This window comes from Tenacibaculum sp. 1_MG-2023, from assembly GCF_030547425.1.
Lineage (GTDB): Bacteria > Bacteroidota > Bacteroidia > Flavobacteriales > Flavobacteriaceae > Polaribacter.
Map to the genome: position 1 here is coordinate 79,532 of NZ_JAUORH010000002.1, position 25,302 is coordinate 104,833.

The following is a 25,302-nucleotide window of genomic DNA, read 5'->3' on the forward strand; positions in this document are numbered from 1 at the left end:
CAATGAAACACAAACTACTTTACATATGCTTGTTTTTAACTTCTTTTGCCTTTGCACAACAACCTCAGGTAAAAGTAGAAATTGATACAACAAACATCAGAATTGGTGAACAATTTCAATATAAAATATCTGTTGACGAAACCGAAAACGTTATCATTCCTAAGTTAGAAAACTTAAAAGGATTGGAGGTTATTGATACATTAAAAATTGACACCATTGAAAACAAGCTAATCCAAAAATATATTTTAACAGGTTTTGATAGCGGTGCTTTTTACATTCCTCAGCAACAAATATTTATTAGAAACCAAGCTTATCTAACCGATAGTTTATTAGTTAACGTAGCTACGGTTCCTATCGACACTACTAAAGTTAAAAAATTTCCAATTAAAGGAATTAAAGGAGAACCGTATCAACTTGATGATTTCAAACAATATATTTGGTGGATTATAATAGCTTTAATTGTTATTTTGACACTACTCTATTTCTTTGTTTTCAAAAAGAAAAAAGAACAAGAAGAAAAGGTTATTATTCCTTTATTACCTCCTTATGAAGAGGCCATCCAAAAGCTAGAGCAGTTAGACAAAAAATTATTATGGCAAAATAATCAGGTTAAAAAGTATTATAGTGAATTAACAGACATCATAAGAGGTTATATTGAACGAGAGTTACATGTTCCTGCCTTAGAAAGTACTACTGATGAATTAATTGATGTATTAAAAGATTTCAACGACACAAAGTCAATAGAAGCTCCTAAGGAAATTATTGATAAACTAAAAGGACTTTTACAAGAGTCTGATTTAGTTAAGTTTGCAAAATCGAAACCTTTGTCTCATGAAATAGAGGAAGATCGAAAAGATGCAAAGCTTATAATAGACAATCTAAAACCTAAAAAACAAGAAGAAGATGATGAAGTGGAATAATTTCGAGTTTCATAGTCCTGAGTTTTCATGGTTGCTAGTATTAATTCCTTTATTAGCTTTTTGGAGTTTTCATACCCGAAAAAAAGATAGTGCTCAGCTTAGAATGCCAAGTACTAAAGGTTTTAAAGCACAGGGTTCAATTTTGCCTAAACTAAAACCCATACTGCCGCTCTTAAGACTACTGGCATTAACCTGCTTAATAGTTGCTTTGGCACGCCCTAGAAATGTAGCTGTTAGTAAAAAAACTAAGACGAATCGAGGAATTGATATTGTAATGGCTGTTGATGTTTCGGCCAGTATGTTGGCAAAAGACCTTAAACCAAACCGTCTGGAAGCTTTAAAAAGAGTTGCAACTGACTTTATAAACCGACGTCCAAATGATCGTATTGGTATTGTAGTTTATGCAGGAGAAAGTTTTACACAAACTCCGATAACCAGTGATAAATCTATCGTAAAAAGAACCATTTCAGAAATTAAATGGGGGCAGCTAGAAGGTGGAACTGCTATTGGTATGGGCTTAGGTTCTGCTGTTAATAGATTAAAAGATAGCAAAGCCAAAAGTAAAGTTATTATCTTATTGACAGATGGTGTTAATAACGCTGGTTTTGTTGATCCTAAGACTGCTACTGATTTAGCAAAAGGAAACGGAATTAAGGTTTATACTATTGGAATTGGAACTAATGGAATGGCTCCTTTCCCTTGGGCTAAAGATCCAAGAACTGGTAAAATTTCTTTTAAAAACCAACCTGTTGAAATTGATGAGAGCTTACTAAAGCATATTGCCAGCGAAACTAGTGGGAAATATTTTAGAGCAACTAACAACACCAAATTAAAAGAAATTTACGACGAAATCGATAAGCTAGAAAAAACTAAAATCGAAGAATTTAAATATTATAATTACTCAGAAAAATATCGTTTTTTAGTATTTCTAGCAGGAATATTTTTGCTCCTAGAATTCACCCTAAAAAACACAGTATTTAAAAGTTTTATATAAAATTGTGTAATTGTTAAACTGTTTAAAAGTTAAAAAATGTATATTTTCTCTTTTGAAAAATTAGAAGTTTGGAAAGAAGCTGTTAAGCTTTCTAAAAAAACATATTCTGTTATAGAAAATTTTCCTGATTCAGAGGAGTTTGGTTTAACAAATCAATAAAGAAGACTATTTAAAATTAAGAAATACTATATACAAAATTTCTAACATGTTGAATTCTTTACGAAAATCACAGTTAAACGATTAAACGCATCAACAATTAAACTATCCGAAGGATGTACAAACTAGAAGAACCAATATATTTTTATCTTTTTGCAATTATTCCTGTAATAATTGTGGTTTTCCTATTCGTTTTATGGTGGAAAAAACGAACTCAAAAAAAGTTTGCTAATCCGTTGCTTTTATCTAAAATAGCACCAAATACATCAACCTTTAAATCGGTACTAAAACTTATTTTCTTTTTGGTAGGATTATCATTTTTAATTCTATCATTAGTTAACCCTAAAATGGGAACAAAACTAAAAACTGTAAAAAGAGAAGGTGTTGATGTGGTGTTTGCTTTAGACGTTTCTAAAAGTATGTTAGCAGAAGATATTGCCCCTAATAGATTAGAAAAAGCAAAACAAATAATATCTAAAACTATTGATAAGTTAGGCAGTGATAGAGTTGGTATTATTATCTATGCAGGTAATGCTTATCCTCTACTTCCTATTACCACAGATCATGCTGCTGCAAAAATGTTTTTGCAAAACGCAAATCCTGATATCGTTTCAAGCCAAGGTACTGCCATTAACGAAGCACTAAACTTAGCAAACACTTATTATGATAACGATGAGCAAACTAATCGTTTTTTAATAATTATTTCTGATGGTGAAGATCATCAAGAAGAAACTAAACAAGTTGCCCAAAATATCGCCAACGAAGGTGTTAAAGTATACACTGTAGGTGTAGGGACTGAAAAAGGAGGTCCAATTCCTATTAAATTAAATGGCGCGCTTATTGGTTACAAAAAAGACAGAATGGGAGAAACAGTAATTACCCAAAGAAAACCTGATGTTTTACAAGGAGTTGCTGATGCCTCTGACGGACAATATTTTGATGGTAATAAAACTGAAAATCCAGTAGAAGCCATTGAAAAAATTATAGGAAACGCACAAAAAAATGAATTTGAAACAAAACAGTTTTCTGATTATAAAGACCAATTTCAATGGTTTGTAGGTATTGGGCTCCTGCTTTTAATTTTAGATATGTTTTTATTTGACAAGAAAACCAAATGGTTGAAGAAAGTAGATTTGTTTAACGAAGAATCTTAATATGTAGTATGAAAAGTTTACAAAATTTAATATTCATTATAGTCCTTACTGTTTCTGCGGTGGCTAATGCACAACAAGATACACTTAAACTACAACGTGAAGCACGTACTTTATTACGAGAAGGAAACAAACTATACAATAAACAAAAGTTTAGCGATGCAGCTATTGCTTACCGAAAAGCTTTGGGTAAAAATAGTAAGTATGAAAAAGCAAGCTATAACTTTGGTAATACTTTATACCAAGAAAAGAAATACAAAGAAGCTGTTGAGCAGTTTAAAGTAACTACTGAGATTTCAAAAGACAAAATAGCTCAGGCTGAAGCTTATCATAACATTGGTAATGCTATGATGGAACAAAAGCAATATGAACAAGCTGTTGAAGCCTTTAAAAATTCCTTACGTAGAAATCCGAATGACGATGAAACACGTTATAATTTAGCCGTTGCCCAAAAAGAAGCTAAAAAACAACAACAAAATCAGAAGGATAAAAATAAAGACAAAAAAAACAAGGATCAGAAAGATCAGCAAAAACAAAACGACAAAGATAAAAAGAACGACAAGAATAAAGATCAAAAAGGCGACGATAAGGACAAAAAAGATGATAAGCAAGATCAGAAAAATGACGATCAAAAAAATCAACAAAAACCTAATCAAGACCCAAAAGACAAACAAAATCAAAAGCCTAAACCTCAACAGGGCAAAATGACTCCTGAACAAATGAAACAGTTGTTAGAGAGTTTAAATAATGAGGAAAACAAAACGCAGAAAAAAATGAATGCGAAAAAATCAAAAGGAAGAAAAGTAAAACAAGAAAAAGACTGGTAATTTTACAGTTTTTAAAATCTTAATTATTTTTATACATTTTTGAAAATTAATATGAAGTTGAAAGTATACATATCGTTATTAGTTAGTTTTATAACATTTGCCATTAATGCACAAGACGCCGCGTTAACGGCTAAAGTTAGTAAAAACAAATTGGGCGTAAATCAACGATTACGTATTGAGTTTTCAATCAATAAACAAGGAGCTGATAATTTTAAAGCTCCTAATTTCACTAATTTTAAAATAGTTGGTGGCCCTAGTCAATCAGTAAGTCAATCTTGGATTAACGGTAAAGTTTCCTTTAATCAATCATACACTTACATTTTACAACCTAAAAGAAAAGGAGAATTTAATATTCCCTCTGCGAGTATTGAAATTGATGGAAAAACAATAAAGTCAAACCCTATAAAAGTTATTGTTTTAAATGCTGTTGATATTCCTAAAAACCCAAACGACCCTAGTTATATTGCAGAACAAAATATTCACTTAGTTGCTGAAATTTCTAAATCTCAACCTTATGTTGGTGAAGGAATTTATGTAGAATATCGCTTATACTTTAGCGACAATGTTGGTATTTACGACAATGCAATTACAGAAGCACCACAATACAATGGATTTTGGAATCAGGAAATTAAGCGTAACGGAATGGGTGTTAAAACTGGCACCTATAACGGAGAGAATTATCGTTATGCAGTATTACACAAGGCGCTATTAATACCAACCACTTCCGGTAAGCTAACAATAGACCCTATGAAGATGGATATAGTCGTGGCAGTACCTACTGGAAGGGCTGATTTTTTTGGAAACGTAATTACGCGTCAAGTTCGTAAAGAGTTTTCTTCCGCTAAGAAAGTTGTTAACGCTCGGGCTTTACCTCTTCAAAATAAACCGAAGGACTTTACAGGTGCAGTGGGTCAATTTTCTTTTGATGTTTCTTTAAGTAAAAACACCTTAAAGGCAAATGAATCTTCACAAATTAAGGTTTCTGTAAATGGTAAAGGAAATTTAAAATTATTTGAACTTCCAAAAATTGAAACTCCTAAAGAACTGGAAGTTTATCAACCAGAAAGAAAAGAAAACGTCCGTATTACAGGAACTGGGTTATCAGGCTCAGTTACCGATAGCTATACAGTTGTTCCCGAATTCAAAGGAAAATATAGAATTCCAAAAACTAGCTTTTCTTACTTTAACCCGAAAGAAAAAGTGTATCAAACTATTACTACTGATGATTTATATGTTGATGTTTTAGAAGGAAAAGAAATTCCGACAAATTCAGATGCTAACACAGTAGCTAAACAAGATGTGAAAGTTACGGGTAACGACTTTAGGTACATCCAAACATCTACTGACTTACACCCCATAAAGACAGACGATTTCTTTAAATCTACCTTATTTTATGTTCTTTTATTACTTCCTATTTTAGCAATTCCTATTGGAATCTTTATTCAAAAAAAGAAAGAAGAGCGTGATAGTGATATATTAGGAAATAAGCTACGAAAGGCAGACAAACTCGCCAAGAAATACTTATCGGAAGCACAAAAGCAATTAGGTAATAAAGAAGCTTTTTATGAAGCTTTAGAAAGAGCCCTACATAATTATTTAAAAGCAAAACTAGGTGTAGAAACTTCTGATATAAGTCGTGAAAAGATTACTGATTTATTAGCTAATAAAAACGTTAATAAAGAAACTATTAATAGTTTTATTCAAGTATTTAACAACTGTGATTTTGCTAGATATACTCCAATTACCAATGTACAAATGAAAGAGGAGTATGAGAAGGCAAAACAAGTAATAACGCAATTAGACAGACAATTATAATGAGAAAGTTAGTTATATATTTATTCTTATTGGTGTCAATTAGTACGTTAGCACAAAATGCCAATGATTTATTTACAAACTCGAATTCTTTATATAAAGAAGGGAAGTACGAAGAAGCAATTAAACTATATGAGCAAATAGAAGATGAAAATTTAGTATCATCAGAAGTGTATTATAACTTGGCTAACTGTTACTATAAGCTTAATAAAATAGCGCCTACTATTTATAATTATGAAAAAGCATTACAATTAAACCCTTTAAATGAAGACGCTAAAAATAACTTAATTATAGCAAAGCGTTTAACTCTTGATAGAATTGAAGCATTACCCAAATCAGTTTTTCAAAGGTTTAATGAAAACTATTTACAAAAGTTTACTTATAACACTTGGGCAATAATTACCATTGTGCTTTCTTTTGTTGCTTCTATTTTATTTTTGCTGTTTTATTTTGCCTATACTCCAAACAAAAAAAGAACTTATTTTACAACTAGTATTATTTCTTTTTTGCTTTTAATAATCTCTTTAACTATTACATACACACAATACAATCAAGCTAACAACACTATTGAAGCTATTATTTTTACTCAAGAAGTTTCAATTAGCAATGAACCTACTGATAATTCAAATGAAGTTTTCACATTGCACGAAGGAACCAAAGTTAATGTCTTAGATTCTGTAGATAATTGGAAAAAAATAAAGCTCGCTGATGGAAAAGTTGGATGGATAAAAGCGAAAAATTTAAAAGAACTATAACATTTTAGATGTAAAAAATTAATTACTTTTGCCTCTAACTAAATAGAAAAGTTATTTTGAAATCTAAAATCGCTATCTTTTTTATCGTTTTGTTCGCAGGCATTATTGTTACGCCTTCGATAATTACGTTGGTAGATAAGAACCAAGATATCACTATTTTTTTAAGTTTAAGTGAAGAAGAAGAAAACACTAAACATGTTAAGGTCGCTGAGTTAAAAGCTCACCCTAATGAAGATTACACTTCTTTTTTATATAAAAAAATTCAAAAAAAGAAAAACGTACGTTTTCAATCTAAAAACTACGTGTCACAATATCCTAAAATTCTCACTCCACCTCCTGAATTTTTTACTGCTTAATTTTTTTTACTAACTGTTTCATGGAAAACAAAAACCCTTGCGATAGATATTTAGTAAACAAAAACAATATTTTTTGATCTGAGCTTTTCACAAAACTGCTCTAAATCAATCAATCTAATAAGTAAAATTATTTACATTTTAAAAACACACTCTAAATTTTTATTTGGAGTATAAAATATACGCATATATTATGTTTAAAACTATTAAAAGCGACTTACCCGCAAGTATTGTCGTATTCTTTGTTGCTTTACCTTTATGTTTAGGTATTGCTTTAGCAAGTGGAGCTCCTCTTTTTTCAGGTGTAATTGCCGGAATTATTGGAGGTACTGTTGTTGGAGCCTTGAGTGGTTCGAAAATAGGAGTTAGTGGTCCTGCAGCTGGTTTAGCTGCTATTGTTTTAACTGCTATAGGATCTTTAGGTGGTTATGAAAATTTTTTAGTAGCCGTTGTATTAGGAGGTATTATTCAAATACTTTTTGGTGTTCTTAAAGCTGGTGTTATCGGTTATTACTTCCCATCATCGGTTATTAAAGGAATGCTTACTGGTATTGGTATTATTATTATCTTAAAGCAAATTCCTCACTTCTTCGGATATGATGCTGAACCAGAAGGGGCTGATAGCTTTATAGAAGCTTCAGGAGAAAACACTTTTTCAGCTATATTAAGCATTACTGATAATATTACCATGGGATCAATGGTTATTGGTTTTATTGGATTGGCTATTTTAATTCTTTGGGATAAAGTTTTAAGTAAAAAAGGGAAAATATTTCATTTAATTCAAGGACCTTTAGTAGCTGTTGTAACAGGAATTATATTTTTTTCCTTAATGCAAGGAAATGAAACGTTAGCAATACAAGCTTCACATTTAGTAAGTGTACCTATTCCTGAGAGCTTTGATTCTTTCTTAACACAATTCACATTCCCTAACTTCAATGCTATTACAAACTACGAAGTTTGGGTAACTGCATTTACGATTGCATTAGTAGCAAGTTTAGAAACGCTACTTTGTGTTGAAGCCACAGATAAATTAGACCCAGAAAAAAATGTAACTCCAACCAACAGAGAATTATTAGCACAAGGAACAGGTAATATTTTATCTGGTTTAATTGGAGGTTTACCTATTACTCAAGTAATTGTAAGAAGTTCTGCCAACATTCAATCAGGAGGTAGATCTAAAATGTCTGCAATTATTCACGGATTATTTTTGTTACTATCTGTTATTTTAATTCCAACCTTATTAAATAAAATACCTTTATCTGTACTAGCGGCAATTTTATTAGTTGTTGGTTATAAACTAGCAAAACCTAGCTTATTTAAACAAATGTTTGCTTTAGGATGGAAACAATTTGTGCCTTTTATTGTAACCGTTTTAGGTATTGTTTTCACCGATTTACTTACAGGAATTTCATTAGGGTTAGCTGTTGGAGTTTTTGTTATTTTGATAAAAAGTTATCAAAACTCTCACTTCTTACATATTGAAGATAAAAGTAACGGAGTGCACAAAATAAAAATGACACTTGCTGAAGAAGTGACTTTCTTTAACAAAGGAGCAATTTTAAAAGAATTAGACAGCTTACCTGAAGGCACTCATTTAGAGTTAGACGTAAGAAAGACAAGATACTTGGATAATGACATTGTTGAAATTTTAGAAGATTTTGCATTTAAAGCCAAAGAAAGAAACATCAACATTAAACTTATTTCTGAGCGTGGTGTTGTAGAAAACCCTGAAAGCTTTATTAAGTTCTTTAAACTTAGGCCAAAAGCAGCCTAAACTTTTTAACTTCGTAAATTAAAAAAACGACATAAATAATTTTATAAAAATATATCAATGAAAGCACATACTAAAGAAACACAAGCTACAATGACTCCTGAAAAGTCGTTACAGTACTTAAAAGAAGGAAATCAAAGATTCCAAAACAACTTAAAAGCAAATCGTAATTTATTAGAACAAGTTAACGATACTAGAGAAGGGCAATTTCCTTTTGCCACTATTTTAAGTTGTATCGATTCTAGAGTTTCAGCTGAATTAGTATTCGACCAAGGTTTAGGAGACATCTTTAGCGCAAGAATTGCTGGTAACTTTGTAAACGAAGATATTTTAGGTAGTATGGAGTTTGCTTGTAAATTAGCTGGCACTAAGTTAATTGTTGTGTTAGGACACACAAGTTGTGGAGCTGTTAAAGGAGCTTGTGATAATGCTAAGTTAGGTAACCTAACCAATATGTTAGGTAAAATTAAACCTGCTGTAGAAGCTGTAACTGAACCTAAAGATGAGAGCTTAAGAAACTCTTCTAATTTAGAGTTTGTAAATAAAGTTGCAGAAAAAAATGTACAATTAACTATTGATAGAATTTTAAACGAAAGTGATGTACTAGCTGAAATGCACAAAAATGGTGAAATTATGATTGTTGGAGCTATGTATAATATTAAAGATGGTTCTGTTACTTTTTATGAATAAAAAACATCTCCTATAATTATTATTATAAAGAGAATCTAAACTTAGTTTCAGGTTCTCTTTTTTTATTAACTTCGATAATTATTTTGCTTAACTCAAAAGCAAGTATAAAAGATTCTTCCAACAAACAATTTTTATACTAATGAATCTATCTAAAATTTTTGAAAACAATAAAGAGTGGGTAAAAAACAAACTATCTACCAATAAAGATTACTTTAAAAAATTAAATGAAGGACAAAGTCCTGAATTATTGTATATAGGTTGTTCTGATAGTAGAGTTTCAGCAGAAGATTTGATGGGTTCTAGTCCTGGTGAAGTTTTTGTACATAGAAACATTGCTAATATGGTACCCGCAATTGACTTAAATTCTGCCTCAGTAATTGAATATGCTGTTGAACATTTAAAAGTAAATCATATTGTGGTTTGTGGTCACTACTCTTGCGGAGGTGTAAAAGCAGCTATGCAATCTGCCGATTTAGGATTGTTAAATCCTTGGTTACGTTATATAAGAGATGTATATCGCTTACACAAAGATGAATTGAATAAAATTAAAGATGAAAATGCTCGTTACGATCGTTTGGTTGATTTAAATGTGCAAGAACAATGTGTTAACCTAATTAAAACTGCTGCTGTACAAAAAGCTTATAGAGATAGAGGGTTAAAAGTACACGGTTGGGTTTTTGATATTAAAACAGGAAATCTTATCGATTTAAACATTGATTTTGAACACATCTTGGAAGACATCATGGAAATTTATCACTTAGATTAAATTAGTAAAAACGAATAACTTTTATCCGTTTTTTTATATTGTTATTTCTACCTCTTCACTACTATCCTCCTCCTGCTCTCCTTCATCTTTTATAATTGAAGGGAAAATTGTTGGAGCAATTTTTTTCACAGGCTTAAATAAGATAGATTCTTCTAAGCTCTCTTCTTTCACAAACGGAATAGTATCATTCATTTTCCCGAAAAAAATAAAAATTACGCTTAAAATTAATCCGATTTTTAAAGCTCCAAAAACACCTCCTAAAATTTTATTTAAAATCCCTAAAGCTGCAAAATCTGCTATTTTGGTTAAAATTTTCCCTAATAACGCTATTGCTACAATTATTACCACGAAAGTTCCAGCAAAAGCCGCTAAAGAAATATACTTTTCTTCCCAAGTAACACTGTTTTTCAACCAATCTCCAATAAAGTAAGAAAAATGTATTGCACCATAAACTCCAGCTACAAGCGCTACTAAAGAAGCTACTTCTACAAACAAACCTTTCATTAATCCACGCACAAAACCAAAAAGTAATAACGCAGCTATTATTATGTCGAATGTATTCATTATTGTTTTCTGAAATTCTAAATTAATGAGATTTAATAGAAAAACACAGCAAAATTAATTATATGTGTAGATACTATACAAATATACATAACTCATTCCTATCTTTGCTTTTTTCAAAAAGCACAAATGACAAAAGAAACTAACTTAAAAGAAAAATGGGATTTTCTAATAACTCAATTATCAGAACAATTCGCAGATGGTGACGATCTTAATATCGACGGAGTTATCTACTTAATTGGTGTTCAAGAATTAGGACAAGGACATCGTAAGTTTAAAAAAGATGAAAAAGTAAACCTTATGCATATTGCTATTTGTAAATTATTGGAACCTTACGGATACTATGAGTTTGATTTTTTTGATGATGAAGGATGGCCACATTATAAAACTCTAACTGAATTACCTAACCTAAAGCCAGGTGAACAGTCAGTTTTAATGAAAGAAGCTATCATTAATTATTTTGAGATAATTAACTTTTTTGACTAAGTAACGCTTAACTTCCGAATCATTTTTGACAACAATTTAGGAAAGAGGCGTTTGGTATATACACCGAATTTTTCCTTTACCCCAGCTATATAAACTTCTTCTTTTTTATTTTTTATCGCTTTTAGCATCAATTCGGCAAACCTATCTGGATCTATACCATTTGCTGTGGCTGAGTCCATTTTATTTTGAGGAGTTCCATTTCCTGTTAATGCATTTCTTGACACATTAGTAGTTACAAACCCTGGACAAACCAAAGTAACAGCAATATTATCATTATAATGTTCTGCTCGCAAACTGTCAAAGAAACCATGCAAAGCATGTTTAGTTGCTGCATAGGTAGAACGCAGTGGAGTTCCTATTTTTCCAACAATACTTGTAGTTACAACAAAATGTCCCGATTTATTTTCAATAAAATGAGGCAATAAAGCTTTTGTTAAAGCTACAGTTCCTAAATAATTAATATCCATCAAACGTTTATCAACTTTTATCGAAGTATCTTTTACCAACGATCGTTGGCTTAATCCCCCATTATTTACTAAAACATCAATACTACCAAAAAACGAAACCGCTTTGGTTACCTTATCCGTAAGGTTTTTATAATCTTCTAAATCCAAAGGTAAAACCATAACTTTTTCTGGATATTTACAACGTTTTTTCACTTCTCTTAAAAAGCTTTCATTTCTTGAAGATATAATTAACTTTGCTCCATAATTAGATAACGTAACTGCTAGAGATTTGCCAATTCCTGAAGAAGCACCGGTTACCCAAAATATTTGTTCTTTAAAGTTCATGTTTTGAAACAATTAAATAAATGTTTCAAAAATACATAAGAAAAAATAAAAACGGTACACTTCTTGGATAGAAGTTCGCAAATGACTAGTTTTAAAACCTTATTAATAACCCTTTAAAACATTATGATGAAAAAATTACTGGCTCTATTAATATTCACCACATCACTTGTAAATGCACAGTACACTGTTAAAGGTACTATGACCCCTCCCGACAAAGGAGATTGGGTCATTTTATATAAAATTGAAGGAGCAAAACAAAAGTTTCTTGCAAATACTACAATTAAGTTTGATACTGTTGCGATAAGTGGTGAACAACAAGTTTTAGGAAAGTTTAGTTTTGAACTACCTAACACAGCTACACCTGGTGCTTACAGAGCTACCTATAGAAATTCTGGTGCTGGCTTTGTTGATTTTTTCTTTAATAAAGAAAATGTTGAATTCGTTTTCAATCCAAGGTATCCTGATCAATCAGTTCTTTTCACTAGCTCTAGAGAAAACAAGCTATACAGTGAATACTTACAAGCATACAATGCCGTGCAAAAAAAGATAGATTCATTACAAGCTTCTTATATTGAAACTAAATCAAAAGACACGAAAAAAGCCTATAAAAAAGAGCTTAAGAAACTAGAAGACGTACAAGAAACTTATGAAAACAAGTCTGAAGGAATGTTGGTAAATAGCTTTATAAAAGCTTCTCGTCGTTACAACTCATCCAATCCTCACGATAATGTACAAGATTATTTATCTGCTACTAGTGAAAACTTTTTTGAACATATCGATTTTAAAAGTGATAAGTTATATAATTCTTCTTTTTTAATCGATAGAATTAACGACTACGTTTTCTATTTAAACTATTCTGAAGATAAAGATGTTCAACAAAAACTAATTAAAGAGTCTATTACTAAAGTTATGAAGAAAATTTCTTCTGACAAATTAGAAAAAGCGGTTATCGATTATTTAATTAGTGCACTTACTGATAAACGTAACGGACCAATTGTAGATTGGATGTTTGCTGAATATTACGATAAGCTTCCTGCCAAAGATCAAGATGCTGATTTTAAAAAGGAAAAATTAGATATATTACTTGCAACTGTAGGTAGAGTAGCTCCAGATTTTTCTTGGAAAGAAAATGATAAAGAATATAAATTATCAACGTTAAATGATGGTAATAAGTATTTATTAGTATTCTGGAGTACTGGTTGCCCACACTGTATAAAAGAAATTCCAGAACTTTATAAGTTTATGCAAACTCATAAAGAAGTATCGGTAGTTTCTTTTGGTATTGAAAATGAAGAAAATGAATGGGACGAGTTTGTTAAGAATTTACCAGGATGGCACAATGCTATAGGAACACATCCTGAATATAAATTTGACAACGAAACAGTAAAAAAGTATAACCTACTTGGCACACCTTCTTATTTTATATTAGACAAAGATAAGAACATTATTGCTATGCCTGATCACGAAGAGGATGTAGAAAAATACTTTAGTAGTGATAAGTAATTACTAGTGTAAATAACATAAGAAAAGCTCAACAAATTTGTTGAGCTTTTCTTTTTTAAAAGTATAAAAACGCATCTTCAATATGTTCAATTACAAATTCGTTTTGTTGTTTAATAACAGCGATAACATCAAACCGTATTTCTACATCTAAATCATTTTTTGTTACATAATTATCTATAGCTGTGACTAATAATTTTATTTTCTTCGGGTTCACAAAATCTTGCGGATTTCCAAAGTAAGCTGTTGACCTCGTTTTAACTTCAACAACAGCTAAAGTTCCCTCTTTTTTAGCAATAATATCAACTTCAGCTTTTTGAAATCGATAGTTTTTTTCAACAATAGTATATCCTTTTTTAACAAGATAATCTATTGCTAGTTGCTCTCCCTTCTTACCAAGTTCATTGTGTTCTGCCATTTAAAAACTTATATTTGAGTAACCTTAAATCTTTGTATCATGAAAAAAACATGGGAAACACTGATAAAGCTATTAGAACTTTAATTGCTCTAATAATAGCTACGTTATCTTACTTTCAATTTATTACAGGAATTTTTGGTAATATCTTACTTGTATTAGCAATTATACTTTTGGTTACCAGTTTAATAAACTTTTGCCCACTATATAAGTTATTAGGAATAAACACATGTAAAACAAAAAACAGTTAATTAAATTCTACCAAACACTGCTTATTTTTACTTATCGATAATTTAACTTCTCTACCCATTATCAATGCTCTATTGTCTGGTTCATGACCTGCAGGAAAATTAAATAATATAGGGATATCTTTAGGAACAACGTCCAAAATTAATTGTTCTATTGAACTTCCCCATGGAGTGGTATTTCTCTTAATCTTAGTCATATCACCAACAATAATCGCTTTAACTTTAGTAAAATACCCTGCCCGCTTTAAGCTTTGTAACATTCTATCTATCGAATACTTATATTCTCCTATTTCTTCAATAAACAAAACTTTTCCATCTGTAGAAATTTGACTATCTGACCCTAACATAGAAGCTAAAATAGCAATATTACCACCTACTAACTCACCTGAAACCCTTCCTACTCTATTCTTGTTTGAAGCAGCAACTTTATAACTTAATTTTTCTCCAAATAATGCTTTTTTAAAAGTTGCTATGGTTTGTACTATTTCTTCTGCTTTTTCTTCCATACTCGTACCCATCATTGCATGTAAAGTTTCAACACCCAAATTATGAATGTGATTATGAAACGCTGTAACATCAGAATACCCAACAATCCATTTTGGATGTTTTTTAAACTTGGTAAAATCCAATTTATCTAAAATTCTTACAGAACCATATCCGCCTCGTGCACTCCAAATAGCCTTAATATTCGGATTATCTAATGCATCTTGAAAATCTTGACATCGTTCTTCATCTGTACCCGAAAAATGATTATTCTGATTAAACATATTTTTACCATACACCACTTTTAACCCCCAACTTTCTGCTAATATTTTAGCTTTATCAATTGTATGCTTACGGTTCTTTAAAATTCCTGCAGGAGCAACAATTGCAATCGTATCTCCCTTTTGCAAATAGGGTGGTGTAGTTAACTTCATCGTTTCATTTTGCGCATAAACTGATGTAATTATCAGTATAAAAAATAAGGTAAAAATTCTTTTTTCCATAAACAAGTCTCTTTTCTTGATCTTAAAAGTCTAAAACCCATCAAATGTACCTAATTTATAACAGTATAAAAAATTGCTTTTTCGTACTTTTGCGCTTTAATTTTAGTAGAAAAACATGAGTACACCAAAAAGATATACAATTACAGCAGCATTACCTTATACAAATGGTCCAATCCATATTGGACATTTGGCAGGGGTGTATGTTCCTGGAGATATTTATGCGCGTTATCTGCGTCAAAAAGGAAAAGACGTAGCCTATATTTGTGGTTCTGATGAACATGGAGTTGCAATACCAATGCGTGCTAAAAAAGAAAGTGTTACTCCACAGGATATTATTGATAAATATAACGGAATCATTAAAAAATCATTTGAAGATTTTGGAATTTCTTTTGATAATTATTCACGTACTTCAGCTGAAATTCATCATAAAACAGCTTCTGATTTTTTCACAAAATTATATAACGATGGTGAATTTATTGAAGAAGTTACGCAACAACTATACGACGAAGAAGCGAATCAGTTTTTAGCTGATCGATTCGTTATTGGTACCTGCCCTAAATGTGGAAATGAAGAAAGTTACGGAGATCAATGTGAAAAGTGTGGAACCAGTCATAACGCTACCGATTTAATCAACCCTAAATCAGCAATTACAGGAAATGTTCCTACCTTAAAAGAAACTAAACATTGGTTTTTACCTTTAGATAAACACGAAGCTTTTTTACGCGAATGGATTTTAGAGGGACATAAAAATGATTGGAAACCTAATGTATTAGGGCAATGTAAATCTTGGATTGATGACGGATTACGCCCTCGTGCTGTAACCCGTGATTTAGATTGGGGAATTCCTGTTCCTGTTGAAGGTGCTGATGGAAAAGTACTGTACGTTTGGTTCGACGCTCCTATTGGTTATATCTCATCTACCAAAGAATGGGCAGAACGCGAAGGAAAAAATTGGGAGGACTATTGGAAAAAAGACGATACTAAATTAGTCCACTTTATTGGTAAAGATAATATTGTATTTCACTGTATTATTTTCCCTGCAATGCTAAAAGCACACGGAGACTTTATTTTACCAGAAAATGTACCAGCTAACGAGTTTTTAAACTTAGAAGGAAATAAATTATCTACTTCTAAGAATTGGGCAGTTTGGTTACACGAATATTTAGAAGAATTTCCAAACCAACAAGATGTGTTACGTTATACTTTAACAGCCAATGCTCCTGAAAATAAAGATAATGATTTTACTTGGAAAGATTTTCAAGCGAAGAACAACAACGAGTTAGTTGCTATTTTCGGAAACTTTATTAACCGTGTGGTAGTATTAACAAACAAATACTACAACGGGCAGGTACCATCTGTGGGAGAATTCTCAGAAATTGACAAAGACACTTTAGAGCAATTACAGCAATTTCCAGATATTATTGCAAAGTCTATAGAACGTTATCGCTTTAGAGAAGCTTCTCAAGAAATGATGAATTTAGCTCGTTTAGGTAACAAGTATTTAGCTGACGAAGAACCATGGAAAGTAATTAAAGTTGACGAAGAACGTACCAAAACTATTATGAACGTTGCCTTGCAAATCGCAGCTGGATTAGCAGTGTTGTCTGAACCATTTTTACCATTCACTTCAACAAAATTAAAGTCAATTTTAAATATTGATAACAATCTTTCTTGGAATGATGTTGCTGAAAAAGACATTCTGTTAGCCGAAAACCATCAAATTAACAAAGCGGAATTATTGTTTTCTAAAATTGAAGATGCTACAATTCAAACGCAGTTAGACAAATTAGAAGCTACTAAAAAAGCAAACGAAGCTGCTAACAAAGTAGTAGAACCTCAAAAGGACACTATTGAGTTTGACGATTTTACAAAAATGGATATTCGAGTAGGAACTATTGTTTCGGCTGAAAAAGTGGCTAAGACAAAAAAACTACTGAAACTTACCGTAGATGTAGGTATTGATACCCGTACCATTGTTTCTGGAATTGCTGAAAGCTTTAAACCAGAGGAAATTGTTGGTCAGCAAGTATCTGTACTGTGTAATTTAGCACCAAGAAAATTACGTGGCGTAGAGAGTCAAGGAATGATTTTAATGACCGATACTCCTGATGGTAAATTAGCCTTTGTGCAACCTTCTGAAAAGGTGAATAACGGAGAGTTTATAGCTTAAAATCCACGAAATACACATACATATATAAAATCTCACTAAGAAGTGAGGTTTTTCTTTTTTTATAAACATACTTCAAATCCTTACCACCTATTACAAAGCACTTTAAAACCACAACCTCATTAAATTTAAAATTCATCTTATAAACACATTTAACTTAAGGCATAATTTTTGAGATATTTCGAACTTATTACTAAAAAAGTTACATGAAAACTGAACTCTTATTCTACAAAAATCTAACCAAAACCCTTAAGCTATCTTTATTTATTAATTTTCTTTTTATTAAAACCTACTCTTTTACACAACAACAAAAAACAAACCCAGTAATTACTAATTTTCAAAACTATACTTCTGACTATAGAGAGCTAGCCTATTCTCAACTCAACAAATCTATCTATATAAAAGGAGAAACTCTGGGGTTTTGTAGTTATATAATTGATAAGGCTAAAAAAACTCCTTCACTCTTAACTAAAAACTTATATTGTGTTATTACAGATGAAAACAATCATATTATTAAGGGTAAACTAATTAAAGTTAATCGAGGAATTGCATTTAACTTTTTTAAGATTGATAGTCTTTTCTCTAGTGGAAAGTATACTTTTAAAGCATACACAAACTGGATGAAAAATTTTGATGAACCCAACACCTTCGTTGAATCTTTTAAAGTCATTGATCCAGAAAAAAATTCTTACTTAAAAAGAAAGGCTCTTTCTAGTCCGATAGATGCTCAATTTTTACCCGAAGGTGGTCACCTCGTAAACAATATAAAAACTAAAGTAGGAGTTACCATAAAAGACAGTAACGGATATGGTATTCCAAATGTAGCAGGTAAAATATACGATTCTAACAACACCCTTATTACTACTTTTAAAACTAACTTCTTAGGTATTGGTAATTTTTCTTTACTTCCAAAAGCGAAACAAAATTACATAGTTAAAATCACACATTTAGATAAAGAATATAAACACACCATAACAGGAATTAAAAGTAAAGGAGTTTCGATTAAACTAAACCGAGTGAACAACAAAGTTCTTATAGAGTTAGGAACAAACCAAAAAACATTAAAAAACATTAAAAATAAGCCTTTTAAATTAACTATTCATAATGGAGTTATTATAAAAGAAGCAGTTATTAAATTTAAAGAAACTAGTTTTATTAAAGTAATTGATTATAAAAAATTACTCCCTGGTATAAATATTTTTACACTTTTTGACGAAGACAATAACCCTATTTTAGAACGTCTCTTTTTCAATTATAAAGGTATTGAAACGTTAACTTTAAAAGAGCCTAAACTTTCAAAAAAAGGAGATTCTTTACAAATTGACATACCCTTTTTTCAACTTTCTAACAGACCTAAAAATAATATTCATCTTAGTGTATCTGTACTACCAAAAGAAACTAAAGCTTATCAAAAAAACCATAATATAATTTCTTACACACACCTACAACCATATGTTAAAGGCTATATAGAAAATGCTAGATATTATTTCATCAATATTAATAGAAAAAAGAAATATCATTTAGACAATTTACTTCTCACTCAAGGTTGGAGTAGTTATGATTGGAACTCTATTTTTGAAAACAATACTTCAAACCACTTTGCTTTTGAAAATGGCATTACCATTAAAGTTAATAAAAACAATATTAATAACTCTGAATTTTTTATTTCTCCATTAAAGCTTAGTAATCCAAGTATTATAAATGTCCAAGAAAATAAAAAGTATTTTGTAAAAGATGGTTTGTATCCATTGAATAAAGAATCTTTAAAATTAAGTGTATTAAATAAAAAAGGAAAACTAATCAAGCCTGATTTATATGTTCAATTTTCTCCTAATAAAATCCCTCTAATTAACAACTATTTAAAAACATCTTTACCTCCCAAAAATAGCTATTATTCATATGAATTTAAAACCAACCCTTTTTCATACTCTGAATTTGATGAATATCAAAACCTAGACGAAGCCATTATTAGTGTAAATTTAAGACAACAAAAAATCGATAAAATTCAATCTAAAAATTGGGGTGATATTTATTTAATAGATGACTCTCATAGAAGATTTAATTTAAGATTGGCAAACTATATAACTTCATATGTAATGGGTTTTACAGTTACTGGATATATGGGGCAATTTATTTTAAGTAATAGTTCAGGAAAATCATCTTTCAGCTCCGCTCCTCCAACCGTTTACTTAGACGATGTGATTCAGTCAAATCTTGACTTCTTACATCATTTCAGTATGGATGACATAGATTATATGGTTGCAAATCGTCATGGATTTGGTGAGGGCATGCGTGGATCTAACGGAGTTTTAAAGATTTATACCCGTAAAACTTCAAGCGTAAAAAGAAAAATTGACAATAATAGGAAGTTTAATTTCCCTTTAACATTCTCCAACAATAAAAAATTCTATGTTCCTAAATATAAAACTTACCATAATTCTTTTTATAAAGAGTATGGAGTTATAGATTGGATCCCTAATGCTAATCTAGATAGTAGTGGAAACTTAAACTTTAAAATACACAACCCAGCTAATACAAACATCACTCTTTTTATAGAAGGAATAACTCAAGATGGAAAATATATTGTAGCTAAAAAAGTATTAAATATTGATTCTAATAAATAAAACAGGGAGATTTATCACTAAATAAACCAGCATATTTTTTTTGCCCTTATCTCTATTTATTTTTTATATGTGCTTTATAGTAAATTAGCCTTTGTTCAACCTTCTCAAAAAGTGAATAACGGATAATTTATAGCTTACATATAAACATTTATTATATTTGAAACCTCGCTATTCATGCGAGGTTTTTTATTTAAAATAATTTTTCAATGCAACTTATCTCCTATATAACCTCTCGTACGCAAATCTCACAAAAATCAATTCAAAATACGATTGAATTATTAAATGAAGATTGTACCATTCCTTTTATTTCCCGTTACCGAAAAGAAAAAACAGGTAATTTAGATGAAGTTGAAATAGGACAAATTGTACAACTTAAAGAACAATTTGAAGCCTTAGAAAAACGAAAGACAGCAATTTTAAAAGCTTTAGAAGAGCAAGAAGTTTTAACCGATGAGTTAAAAGAAAAAATTGAAAAGACAGAAGATTTAACTACCCTAGAAGATATTTACCTTCCCTATAAAAAGAAACGTAAAACCAAAGCAGAAACAGCTCGTAAAAACGGTTTAGAACCATTGGCGAAGATGATTATGAGTCAGCGAGTAAACGATTTGGAATGCACGGCTTCAAAATATATAAACAACGAAGTAGAATCTGAAGAAAAAGCGTTAGAAGGCGCTCGCCATATTATTTCTGAATGGATTAACGAACGAACGGATATCCGTAATAACATTCGTTACCAGTTAGAGCGTTTTGCCACCATTGCTACCAAGGTTATCAAAACTAAAAAAGACGAGGATGCTGCCCAAAAATTTAAAGATTACTTTGATTGGGAGGAAAATCTAAGTAGAATTCCCTCGCATCGATTGCTAGCTATTTTACGTGCCGAAAAAGAAGGTTTTATTCGTATAAAAATTAGTATTGATGATGAACGAGCACTTCAAAAAATGGAAGACAGAATTATTCGTTCGCATAACGAATGTACTGAACAAATTGAATTAGCTATTGCTGATGCTTATAAGCGTTTAATTTTTCCTGCGTTATCAAATGAAGCTTTGTCTATAGCTAAAGAAAAGGCAGATGAAAGCGCCATTAAAGTATTTGCTAAAAACCTGAAACAATTATTATTAGGTTCTCCATTAGGTGGAAAACGAATTTTAGCTATCGACCCTGGATTTAGAACGGGTTGTAAAGTGGTTTGTTTAAGTGAACAAGGAAAGTTATTACATAACGAAACTATTTTTCCGCACGCACCTCAACACCAATCCAAAGAAGCAATGAACAAACTTAGCTCTTTAACAGATGCTTATAAAATAGAAGCTATTGCTATAGGTAACGGAACTGCTTCAAGAGAAACTGAACGCTTGGTGAAACGTATCCACTTTAAAAATGATATAGAAGTATTTGTTGTAAGTGAAGCTGGTGCTTCTATTTATTCTGCTTCTAAAATTGCACGAGATGAGTTTCCGAATTATGATGTAACGGTTCGTGGTGCAGTTTCAATAGGTCGTAGATTAGCTGACCCTTTAGCTGAGCTGGTAAAGATTGAAGCCAAATCGATTGGTGTAGGTCAATACCAACACGATGTAGATCAAACACAATTAAAAAAATCACTAGACACTGTAGTAGAACATTGTGTAAACAAAGTAGGTGTTAATATTAATACTGCTAGTGCTTCTTTATTAAGTTATGTTTCTGGAATTGGACCTAAATTGGCTGAAAACATAGTGAATTACAGAAATGAAAATGGAACTTTTACCGATAGAACTGCTATTAAAAAAGTTCCTCGTTTAGGAGGAAAAGCATTCGAGCAATCGGCTGGTTTTCTACGTGTTAAAAATGGTAATAATCCATTAGATGACTCTGCTGTACATCCTGAACGTTATTCCTTAGTAAAACAAATAGCCAAAGATATTGGTAAAAAAGTAGATGACTTGATTGGTAATTCTTCTGTTTTAAAACAAATTAAGCTTCAGCAATATGTAACCGATTCTTACGGGTTACCTACGCTACAAGATATAGTAAAAGAGTTAGAAAAACCTGGTTTAGACCCTCGTAAAAAAGCCAAAGCCTTTAGTTTTAACGAACATATTAAAACAATAGATGATATACAAACAGGCATGGTACTACCCGGAATTGTAAATAACATTACCAATTTTGGTTGCTTTGTTGATATAGGCATTAAAGAAAGTGGTTTAGTACACGTATCTAATTTATCTAATACGTTTGTTAAAGATGTAAATGAGCATGTAAGCTTGCATCAACACGTTCAAGTTAAGATATTGGAGGTGGACACTGTAAGAAAACGTATTCAGTTAAGTATGAATTTTTAACCAAAAAAACGAGCTAATTAAATTAGCTCGTTTTTTTGTGTGAATAATAACTTCTTTTTTAGTTATTAATAATCCAAGAAAGGTAATATAACCTACCTATGTTCCCTAACCCTGGAGCATGTTGGTATTCTTTACCGAATAAATTTGTACCTCCAATTTTAAACTTAGATTTTAAACTAGGAATACGATAATTTAATTGTGCATCTAAAACAGTTCTTGCATCAACATTACCTTTTACAAAAGTTGAAACCCATCTATATTTATCAGTCCATCTTGCATTGATATTAAATCCAAAATTTTTGAAAAGCTTTTCATTTCCAAACTGAATTTTAGCACTATGTTTTGGGGTATTAAAATTAGGCTCAAAAGATCCAAAATCTAAGTCTTCTTTCATTTCAAAATCTGTGAAATTATAATTTGCACCTATATTGAAATTTCTAAATAACTTTGTATTGAAACCAATACCAATACCGTAAGAATTAATCTTAGATTTAGCATTCGTAATTAAGTTAAACTCAGTTACACTTCCTGTTCTAATTGCTTCAGCAGCTAAAGGATCTAATTGACCTGTTGCTATTACGTTTCCTATATTTGGCACCACCACATCTTGGAAAAACACAAAATCGTTGTGTACACTATAAAATGCATTAAAGTCTATATCTAAATTAGTATTATTTATATTTAAAAGACTTCTATACCCTAACTCAAATGTTCTAACTTCTTCTGCTTGTATTTCTTTATATTCAGATTTAATATTTTGTCCTCTCTCATCAATAAAACCTAAATCATATACAGATCTTGTTAATAAAGCATTATTAATTATATCATCTCCTGTTGTAATAGAATTTTCTGTTACAGTACCACCTGTTGTAGGATCTTCATATCTGCTAACAGTAGGTATTCCTATTCTTCTTAGGTTATCAGCTGTAGAACCTACGGTAATTTTTCTAGCTGATGGAGCGAACATGTACTGCTCTTGAATTGTTGGATTTCTAAATCCTGTTTGATATGATGCTCTAATTATATGCAATTTTTCCTCTCCTAAAGCATAGTTAAGCGCTAACCTCGGTGAATAGTTTGCTGAAAAGTTTTCAGATTTATCGTAACGGATAGAACCTGTAAACTTTAATCTTTCATTTAAAAATTTCTTTTGAAGTTGTGTATAGAAACCGTATTCTTCAATATTTATTTCTTCGTTAGCATCATTAAATATTGTTCCTTTTGATTCTGGATTATAGTTTCTATATGAACCTCCTATTTGGATATCAGCCCAATCATTAACTAAACTTCTAAAGTTATAGTTTCCATCTACATGCGCATAAGCACTTTTGTCGTAAATTTTACTCCCTCCTTCAGTTATTAATGTTGATGTAATTGAGTTAAATCCGTTCGTAAATTCAGCAGTACCTGGATTTAATCTAAATTGATCTGCATATTCTCTAGACATTGCTATAACTCTTGGATCAACATCGTTAACGTTAAAAGCATTTCCAGAAGCTCCTATAAGAGATGGATCATTATTTATAAGAGCCATATATTGTTCTGCGTAGTAATCTCCCCAAGTTGGTATGTAATTTGTACCAGATAAAACAGGAATTTTAGCGTCTGCTAATGAGTTTAATCTTTGAGCTGTGCTTGTTAAATCGTAACTATCTCCTGCATCATTACGTGTATAATATCCTCTTACAAAGAAATTATCTCCTTTTACCTCTAACTTAGACTGCCCTATATAATAGTTGCGTTGTGCAAATCTTGATGCTGCCCCTTGAAACATATTATCACCCATTGCTATTCTTGTAGCTAACTGAATTTCTAACGATTCATCTTTAAAAGGTCTGTAATGCAATGAGGTAGAAAATTTTAAGTTTTTAGACTTGTAATCTCTAACTAATTCTCTTTCTGAATATCCTTTTCTACTAATATGTGTTCCTACTGGAAAATTTAATGTAGAATCTTCATCTAACGATGATGCTGGTAAATACCCTAAATATACAAGTATAGGAGTTGAGCTTGCTAAGTCTGCAAAATCTTCGTCTCCATACATGTTGACACCATCGTAATCTAAACTTTGAGAAGCATCAAAGCTTCCGTCAATAATCTCATTAGTGTCAATTCTTTTGTTTCTATTATCGGTAGCATGCCACTCTTCTGCTTCAAAATAAGAGAAGTTTACTTTTGCTGCAAAAGCATCACTAAACTTATATGCCATTCGAGTACTAACATCATAAAAAGGGTTGTTGCCTGCCGCTTCTTGACTAGTCATTCCTCCCTTTACTAAAACACTTACACCTGTATGGTTAAATGGGTTTTTAGTATCCATTATCATAATACCATTATAAGCATTGGCACCATATAAAGCCGAAGATGCTCCTGGTAATATCTCTACACTTAAAATATCTAGTTCAGAAACACCAGATAAATTACCAGCACTAGTATTTAAAGCTGGTGCTGCTGTATCCATACCATCTACTAGCTGAACAAATCTTGAATTATTAAAATCGGCAAAACCTCTGGTGTTTATAGATTTGTAACCATAACTAACTTCTCTGGCATCAACTCCTTTTAAATTAGCTAATCCATCATAAAAAGAATTTGAGCTATTTTTTTTAATATCAGTTAACCCTAGCCTTTCTATGGTAACAGGAGATTCAATAATTTTTTCTGGAGTTCTAGAAGCTGATATAACCACTTGATCTAACAGAAGGTTTTCTTTCAAAACTACGTTTATCTTTTTCTCAAAAGAAATAATTGAAACCTCTTCTGTTTTAAATCCAAAAGCAGAAATTGTTAATGTTTGAGGTAACGTATTACTTGATAAAACGATTGAAAAGTTTCCTTCTTCATCTGAAACTGTAAAAGTTTCACCGTTTGAAATTTTCGCATTGTAAAACGGCTCTAAATATTCATCATACACCGAACCTGATATTTTTACCTGAGCATAACTTGTTATAGCAGCTAAGGTAAAAACAATCATTACTAATTGTTTTTTTAACATTTTA

22 protein-coding genes are annotated in these 25,302 nt (G+C 31.0%); 17 read left to right on the top strand and 5 right to left on the bottom strand.

Annotated elements, in window-relative coordinates; all coding sequences use genetic code 11:
* Positions 1 to 2: 2 nt before the first annotated feature.
* The 11 genes from Q4517_RS02050 to Q4517_RS02100 all read left to right on the top strand — a co-directional run bounded on the left by Q4517_RS02050 (position 3) and on the right by Q4517_RS02100 (position 10,195).
* Positions 3 to 920 (top strand): hypothetical protein, encoded by a 918-nt coding sequence (locus Q4517_RS02050; protein WP_303505693.1) that lies wholly within the window; start codon positions 3 to 5, stop codon positions 918 to 920.
* Positions 907 to 1,914: a VWA domain-containing protein gene (locus Q4517_RS02055; protein WP_303506042.1), complete on the top strand. Its 1,008-nt coding sequence runs from the start codon at positions 907 to 909 to the stop codon at positions 1,912 to 1,914. Before Q4517_RS02050 ends, Q4517_RS02055 begins: the two co-directional genes overlap by 14 nt.
* Positions 1,915 to 1,950: 36 nt before the next feature.
* Positions 1,951 to 2,073, top strand: a complete 123-nt coding sequence (locus tag Q4517_RS02060; protein WP_303505696.1) for a four helix bundle protein — start codon at positions 1,951 to 1,953, stop codon at positions 2,071 to 2,073.
* Positions 2,074 to 2,186: 113 nt separating this feature from the next.
* A complete protein-coding gene (locus Q4517_RS02065) occupies positions 2,187 to 3,224 on the top strand; it encodes a VWA domain-containing protein (protein ID WP_303505698.1) in 1,038 nt (345 codons plus the stop codon).
* An 8-nt stretch (positions 3,225 to 3,232) separates the two neighbouring features.
* Positions 3,233 to 4,048, top strand: a complete 816-nt coding sequence (locus tag Q4517_RS02070; RefSeq protein WP_303505701.1) for a tetratricopeptide repeat protein — start codon at positions 3,233 to 3,235, stop codon at positions 4,046 to 4,048.
* A gap of 51 nt (positions 4,049 to 4,099) precedes the next feature.
* Positions 4,100 to 5,863, top strand: a complete 1,764-nt coding sequence (locus Q4517_RS02075) for a BatD family protein (protein WP_303505703.1) — start codon at positions 4,100 to 4,102, stop codon at positions 5,861 to 5,863.
* Positions 5,863 to 6,615 carry an SH3 domain-containing protein gene (locus Q4517_RS02080; protein ID WP_303505706.1) on the top strand — a complete coding sequence of 251 codons (753 nt, stop codon included), beginning with the start codon at positions 5,863 to 5,865 and terminating at the stop codon, positions 6,613 to 6,615. The genes Q4517_RS02075 and Q4517_RS02080 overlap by 1 nt, the downstream gene beginning before the upstream one ends.
* A 56-nt stretch (positions 6,616 to 6,671) precedes the next feature.
* A complete protein-coding gene (locus Q4517_RS02085) occupies positions 6,672 to 6,971 on the top strand; it encodes a hypothetical protein (RefSeq protein WP_303505708.1) in 300 nt (99 codons plus the stop codon).
* Positions 6,972 to 7,161: 190 nt separating this feature from the next.
* A complete protein-coding gene (locus Q4517_RS02090) occupies positions 7,162 to 8,742 on the top strand; it encodes a SulP family inorganic anion transporter (protein ID WP_303505710.1) in 1,581 nt (526 codons plus the stop codon).
* A gap of 57 nt (positions 8,743 to 8,799) precedes the next feature.
* Positions 8,800 to 9,429: a carbonic anhydrase family protein gene (locus tag Q4517_RS02095; RefSeq protein ID WP_303505712.1), complete on the top strand. Its 630-nt coding sequence runs from the start codon at positions 8,800 to 8,802 to the stop codon at positions 9,427 to 9,429.
* 139 nt (positions 9,430 to 9,568) lie between these two features.
* Positions 9,569 to 10,195 carry a carbonic anhydrase gene (locus Q4517_RS02100; RefSeq protein ID WP_303505714.1) on the top strand — a complete coding sequence of 209 codons (627 nt, stop codon included), beginning with the start codon at positions 9,569 to 9,571 and terminating at the stop codon, positions 10,193 to 10,195.
* Between the two features lie 33 nt (positions 10,196 to 10,228).
* Here the strand turns inward: Q4517_RS02100 and Q4517_RS02105 are convergent, their stop codons facing one another.
* Positions 10,229 to 10,759, bottom strand: coding sequence for a CvpA family protein (locus Q4517_RS02105; protein WP_303505716.1), 531 nt, complete (start codon positions 10,757 to 10,759; stop codon positions 10,229 to 10,231).
* 126 nt (positions 10,760 to 10,885) lie between these two features.
* Here Q4517_RS02105 and Q4517_RS02110 point away from each other — a divergent pair, with 126 nt between their 5' ends.
* Positions 10,886 to 11,242 (top strand): hypothetical protein, encoded by a 357-nt coding sequence (locus Q4517_RS02110; protein WP_115900100.1) that lies wholly within the window; start codon positions 10,886 to 10,888, stop codon positions 11,240 to 11,242.
* On the opposite strand, the gene Q4517_RS02115 is transcribed toward Q4517_RS02110, so the two are convergent.
* Complete coding sequence (locus Q4517_RS02115; RefSeq protein ID WP_303505720.1) at positions 11,239 to 12,033, bottom strand: SDR family oxidoreductase; 795 nt, start codon at positions 12,031 to 12,033, stop codon at positions 11,239 to 11,241. The genes Q4517_RS02110 and Q4517_RS02115 overlap by 4 nt on opposite strands.
* Before the next feature lie 123 nt (positions 12,034 to 12,156).
* Here Q4517_RS02115 and Q4517_RS02120 point away from each other — a divergent pair, with 123 nt between their 5' ends.
* Positions 12,157 to 13,536, top strand: coding sequence for a TlpA disulfide reductase family protein (locus Q4517_RS02120; RefSeq protein ID WP_303505723.1), 1,380 nt, complete (start codon positions 12,157 to 12,159; stop codon positions 13,534 to 13,536).
* A gap of 55 nt (positions 13,537 to 13,591) precedes the next feature.
* Here Q4517_RS02120 and Q4517_RS02125 read toward each other — a convergent pair whose 3' ends face one another.
* Complete coding sequence (locus Q4517_RS02125) at positions 13,592 to 13,951, bottom strand: YraN family protein (RefSeq protein WP_303505726.1); 360 nt, start codon at positions 13,949 to 13,951, stop codon at positions 13,592 to 13,594.
* Between the two features lie 50 nt (positions 13,952 to 14,001).
* Between Q4517_RS02125 and Q4517_RS02130 the strand changes: the two genes are divergently transcribed.
* Positions 14,002 to 14,199: a DUF2892 domain-containing protein gene (locus Q4517_RS02130; RefSeq protein ID WP_303506044.1), complete on the top strand. Its 198-nt coding sequence runs from the start codon at positions 14,002 to 14,004 to the stop codon at positions 14,197 to 14,199.
* On the opposite strand, the gene Q4517_RS02135 is transcribed toward Q4517_RS02130, so the two are convergent.
* The gene (locus Q4517_RS02135; RefSeq protein ID WP_303505728.1) at positions 14,196 to 15,182 is read right to left on the bottom strand and encodes an LD-carboxypeptidase; all 987 of its coding nucleotides are present in this window, start codon (positions 15,180 to 15,182) and stop codon (positions 14,196 to 14,198) included. The two genes, Q4517_RS02130 and Q4517_RS02135, sit on opposite strands and share 4 nt — an antisense overlap.
* Positions 15,183 to 15,297: 115 nt before the next feature.
* Here Q4517_RS02135 and metG point away from each other — a divergent pair, with 115 nt between their 5' ends.
* The 3 genes from metG to Q4517_RS02150 all read left to right on the top strand — a co-directional run bounded on the left by metG (position 15,298) and on the right by Q4517_RS02150 (position 22,303).
* A complete protein-coding gene (gene metG, locus Q4517_RS02140) occupies positions 15,298 to 17,352 on the top strand; it encodes a methionine--tRNA ligase (protein WP_303505730.1) in 2,055 nt (684 codons plus the stop codon).
* Positions 17,353 to 17,555: 203 nt separating this feature from the next.
* Positions 17,556 to 19,973, top strand: a complete 2,418-nt coding sequence (locus Q4517_RS02145; RefSeq protein ID WP_303505732.1) for a hypothetical protein — start codon at positions 17,556 to 17,558, stop codon at positions 19,971 to 19,973.
* Between the two features lie 206 nt (positions 19,974 to 20,179).
* Positions 20,180 to 22,303 (top strand): Tex family protein, encoded by a 2,124-nt coding sequence (locus Q4517_RS02150; RefSeq protein WP_303505734.1) that lies wholly within the window; start codon positions 20,180 to 20,182, stop codon positions 22,301 to 22,303.
* Between the two features lie 58 nt (positions 22,304 to 22,361).
* Here Q4517_RS02150 and Q4517_RS02155 read toward each other — a convergent pair whose 3' ends face one another.
* Positions 22,362 to 25,298, bottom strand: coding sequence for a TonB-dependent receptor plug domain-containing protein (locus Q4517_RS02155; protein ID WP_303505736.1), 2,937 nt, complete (start codon positions 25,296 to 25,298; stop codon positions 22,362 to 22,364).
* Between the last annotated feature and the right edge of the window lie 4 nt (positions 25,299 to 25,302).

Excerpts from the sequence above, each read along its gene's own strand:
- Q4517_RS02050 (WP_303505693.1), top strand. The coding sequence starts at position 3 with ATGAAACACAAACTACTTTACATATGCTTGTTTTTAACTTCTTTTGCC.
- Q4517_RS02055 (WP_303506042.1), top strand. The coding sequence starts at position 907 with ATGAAGTGGAATAATTTCGAGTTTCATAGTCCTGAGTTTTCATGGTTG.
- Q4517_RS02060 (WP_303505696.1), top strand. The coding sequence starts at position 1,951 with ATGTATATTTTCTCTTTTGAAAAATTAGAAGTTTGGAAAGAAGCTGTT.
- Q4517_RS02065 (WP_303505698.1), top strand. The coding sequence starts at position 2,187 with ATGTACAAACTAGAAGAACCAATATATTTTTATCTTTTTGCAATTATT.
- Q4517_RS02070 (WP_303505701.1), top strand. The coding sequence starts at position 3,233 with ATGAAAAGTTTACAAAATTTAATATTCATTATAGTCCTTACTGTTTCT.
- Q4517_RS02075 (WP_303505703.1), top strand. The coding sequence starts at position 4,100 with ATGAAGTTGAAAGTATACATATCGTTATTAGTTAGTTTTATAACATTT.
- Q4517_RS02080 (WP_303505706.1), top strand. The coding sequence starts at position 5,863 with ATGAGAAAGTTAGTTATATATTTATTCTTATTGGTGTCAATTAGTACG.
- Q4517_RS02090 (WP_303505710.1), top strand. The coding sequence starts at position 7,162 with ATGTTTAAAACTATTAAAAGCGACTTACCCGCAAGTATTGTCGTATTC.
- Q4517_RS02095 (WP_303505712.1), top strand. The coding sequence starts at position 8,800 with ATGAAAGCACATACTAAAGAAACACAAGCTACAATGACTCCTGAAAAG.
- Q4517_RS02100 (WP_303505714.1), top strand. The coding sequence starts at position 9,569 with ATGAATCTATCTAAAATTTTTGAAAACAATAAAGAGTGGGTAAAAAAC.
- Q4517_RS02105 (WP_303505716.1), bottom strand. The coding sequence starts at position 10,759 with ATGAATACATTCGACATAATAATAGCTGCGTTATTACTTTTTGGTTTT.
- Q4517_RS02110 (WP_115900100.1), top strand. The coding sequence starts at position 10,886 with ATGACAAAAGAAACTAACTTAAAAGAAAAATGGGATTTTCTAATAACT.
- Q4517_RS02115 (WP_303505720.1), bottom strand. The coding sequence starts at position 12,033 with ATGAACTTTAAAGAACAAATATTTTGGGTAACCGGTGCTTCTTCAGGA.
- Q4517_RS02120 (WP_303505723.1), top strand. The coding sequence starts at position 12,157 with ATGATGAAAAAATTACTGGCTCTATTAATATTCACCACATCACTTGTA.
- Q4517_RS02125 (WP_303505726.1), bottom strand. The coding sequence starts at position 13,951 with ATGGCAGAACACAATGAACTTGGTAAGAAGGGAGAGCAACTAGCAATA.
- Q4517_RS02130 (WP_303506044.1), top strand. The coding sequence starts at position 14,002 with ATGGGAAACACTGATAAAGCTATTAGAACTTTAATTGCTCTAATAATA.
- Q4517_RS02135 (WP_303505728.1), bottom strand. The coding sequence starts at position 15,182 with ATGGAAAAAAGAATTTTTACCTTATTTTTTATACTGATAATTACATCA.
- metG (WP_303505730.1), top strand. The coding sequence starts at position 15,298 with ATGAGTACACCAAAAAGATATACAATTACAGCAGCATTACCTTATACA.
- Q4517_RS02145 (WP_303505732.1), top strand. The coding sequence starts at position 17,556 with ATGAAAACTGAACTCTTATTCTACAAAAATCTAACCAAAACCCTTAAG.
- Q4517_RS02150 (WP_303505734.1), top strand. The coding sequence starts at position 20,180 with ATGCAACTTATCTCCTATATAACCTCTCGTACGCAAATCTCACAAAAA.
- Q4517_RS02155 (WP_303505736.1), bottom strand. The coding sequence starts at position 25,298 with ATGTTAAAAAAACAATTAGTAATGATTGTTTTTACCTTAGCTGCTATA.